The following is a 2,824-nucleotide window of genomic DNA, read 5'->3' on the forward strand; positions in this document are numbered from 1 at the left end:
GAGGGTGTCTCCCGGCAGTCCTGATGCCGGACAGGACGACGGAAGGCGCGTACATGTTCACATTGCCGTGGCGGCGGACCAGGGGTGCAGGCAGCGGAATGATCACGCCTGGGGGTCTGTCGCTGCCCGAGGGGGCAGGCCGGGTCGAGTGCCGGGTCGTGGACCCGGTGGGGGTGCCGATGCAGGCGGCGGCCCCGCTGCCGCCGGTCCCGGGACCGGGGCGCTGGGAGATCGATCCGGACCACAGCGCGATCCGGTGTCTCCGCGTCCGCCGTCATGCGGCGAGTGTCGTGTTTCCACCTACCTGGACTCACGCTGTCACACCGCCGACACGCCCGAAATGACAGGGTTGTTGGCTCTCGTTACGTTCCTCGCAGGTCGGTCGTCCGGCCGACGTCCGCGAGACCGAGAGAAGTGACATGCCCACGCGTACCTTTGTAGTGACCGCTGCCGGAGTAGGCGCGGCGGTCCTCGCAGCAGCCGGTATCACCTACGCCGCTACCATCGACTCGGCGCCGGCGGCTCCGTCCGCCCACCGGGCCGCCGCCCCGTCCGTGCATCGGGCGGCCGCCCCCGCTCAGCGGCCGGCCCAGCCCGCCCAACGACCCGCGGCTCCCGAGGCCCCATCCGGCCGCGGCGGGGGCGGAGAGAAGGACGAGGGCCGCGACCGGGACGACGGCGGACGCGGCCATGAGGAACGGGGAAGGATCTACTTCAACGAACGCACCTACTCCGCGACCGGTGAGGGCTGCATCACCGCGGCCAGCGGACTGGGTTCCAGCAGCTTCAGCATCTTCAACGACAGCAAGTGGACGGTGGAGGTCTTCCGCGGTTTCACCTGTGACAACGGCGCTCCGGTCGCCACCGTGGGGCCCCACGGCGCCACCAACGGCGTGGTGACCACCACCGTCCAGGGAGGCCTGTTCGGTGACGACGGCGTAGTGGGCAGCTTCCGGGTGATCCGCGACTACGACGAGTGGTGACCGAGCCGCCCCGGGCGCACCCTGGACCGTTGGTCGTGGGTCCCGCGGCTGCTTAGGGGTCCTTGCACTATGCCCGCCCGGGTCGCGCGGCCTGGCACCGCACCTCGCCGCGTTGCCGAAACGCCCAGGTAGCTCCGCTACCAGGGCGCTCCGGCGCCTTGCGATGCACGGCACCGGACCACGCGACCTGATCGGACGCTCATAGTGCAAGGACCCCTTAGCCTGGAGTGTGGTCTTGGCACCTATGGGGCAGGAGGTCTGACCCATGGCCGTAGAGCTGAACCACACGATCGTAGCCGCGCACGACAAGCACACCTCGGCCCAGTTCCTCGCCGACATCCTGGGGCTCGAGGTGCGCCCGGAGTACGGGCCGTTCGTACCCGTCGAGATTCAGAACGGGGTGACCCTGGACTATCTGGACACGACCGAGGCGGTCACGCCCCAGCACTACGCCTTCCTGGTCTCCGAGGACGACTTCGACTCGATATTCGGCCGCATCCGGAACGCGGGCCTGACCTACTGGGCGGACCCGTTCCACGACCGTCCCGGCGAGATCAACCACAGGGACGGGGGCCGAGGAGCGTACTTCGAGGATCCGAACGGGCACAACATGGAGATCCTCACGAGGCCGTACGGGAGCGGCGAAGACTGAGACATCGGGACGGCTGGGCGTGCCCGGTCAGCTCCTCGTCGCGCGTGCGTTGCGTATCGCCCGCGTGACGACCGGTGGCAGCAGGTCGACCGCGAGCCGGCGGATGCGGGTGCCGCGCCGAGCTGTGGGCCGGACTGTCACCGACGCGGGTACGGGTGCCGACGTGGACACGGGTGCCGATGCCGGCTCCGAAGTCATGGACGCCGCCCGGGCGGCCTGCTGCGCATGCCTGGACGGCGGGAACGTCGGCGCCGGCATCCCCTTGGACTTCAGCCGGATGATCCGGTGCCCGGCGGCCTCCTGGACGCTGACATGGCAGTCGGACCGCTGCCGCGCCATGGCCAGCAGCTCTTCCTGGACCGGTTCGGGATCTCCCCAGGTGCCGTAGAGCTTCTGCGTGCTCAGGCAGACGGGGTGCAGGCCACGGTTGAGCACGGCCTCCCAGGCGGCTATGGACACGCCGGGTGTGTGCTCGGACCGGAAGTCGTCCAGGACGACGATGCCGTCGGGCAGCAGCAGGTCGCGGGCGGCGCCGATGTCGCCGTGCACATGCTCGTACAGGTGTGAGGCGTCGATGTGCACGAACCGGCAGGAGCGGGGCTCGAGCTCCGCGCGCACCAGGGAGCTGGGGCCCTGGAGCACACGGGGAAGTTCGTCGTGGAAGGAGCGGTAGTTCTCCTCGAAGGCGTGCCGGGTCAGCGCGCTGTAGGACTTCGCCGACTCGACCCGGTTGGCGTCGTCCGGGGCGTCGCCCTCGAAGAGATCACACACGGTGTACCTCTCACCGGGCTGCTGGTGCCGGCCGATGAAGATCGCGCTCTTGCCCATGTAGACACCGACCTCCAGCAGGTCGCCGCGAACCCCGGCCGTCTCCTGCCGCTCGAGGAACCAGTCGAAGAGCACCTGGTCGAGCACCGGGAACCAGCCCGGCACGTCGTCGAGACGGTGAGGCGGTCGCATCGGTTCCTGGATGGTGGTCATGGGGCGGAGGCACTCCCTCGTTGCGGCAGTCTGTGGGATCCCTGCGGAAAGCCTATGGGGGATGGCGGCAAGCGCACCACGGTCTCTACCCCGCGCCTTGGTTCAAAACCCAAGAAGAGATGAACGGCCGCCCAACGACCGAGGCGGACGCGCGGAACCCCGGCCCGATTACGGCGGGCCGGGGTTCTGTGCGCCGGACGTGGCGGGG

General features: G+C 69.5%; 3 protein-coding genes. 2 read left to right on the plus strand and 1 reads right to left on the minus strand.

Features of this window, described 5'->3' with window-relative positions:
• Positions 1 to 419 precede the first annotated feature (419 nt).
• Both R2S09_RS39995 and R2S09_RS40000 read left to right on the plus strand, forming a co-directional pair.
• Entirely contained in the window at positions 420 to 983 is a 564-nt protein-coding gene (locus R2S09_RS39995; protein ID WP_316746194.1) for a hypothetical protein, read from the plus strand.
• 265 nt (positions 984 to 1,248) lie between these two features.
• Positions 1,249 to 1,635: a VOC family protein gene (locus tag R2S09_RS40000; protein ID WP_306193193.1), complete on the plus strand. Its 387-nt coding sequence runs from the start codon at positions 1,249 to 1,251 to the stop codon at positions 1,633 to 1,635.
• Positions 1,636 to 1,662: 27 nt separating this feature from the next.
• Here R2S09_RS40000 and R2S09_RS40005 read toward each other — a convergent pair whose 3' ends face one another.
• Positions 1,663 to 2,616, minus strand: coding sequence for a class I SAM-dependent methyltransferase (locus R2S09_RS40005; protein ID WP_306193194.1), 954 nt, complete (start codon positions 2,614 to 2,616; stop codon positions 1,663 to 1,665).
• Between the last annotated feature and the right edge of the window lie 208 nt (positions 2,617 to 2,824).

Source organism: Streptomyces sp. MK7, from assembly GCF_032658145.1.
GTDB classification, from domain to species: Bacteria; Actinomycetota; Actinomycetes; order Streptomycetales; family Streptomycetaceae; genus Streptomyces; species Streptomyces spiralis.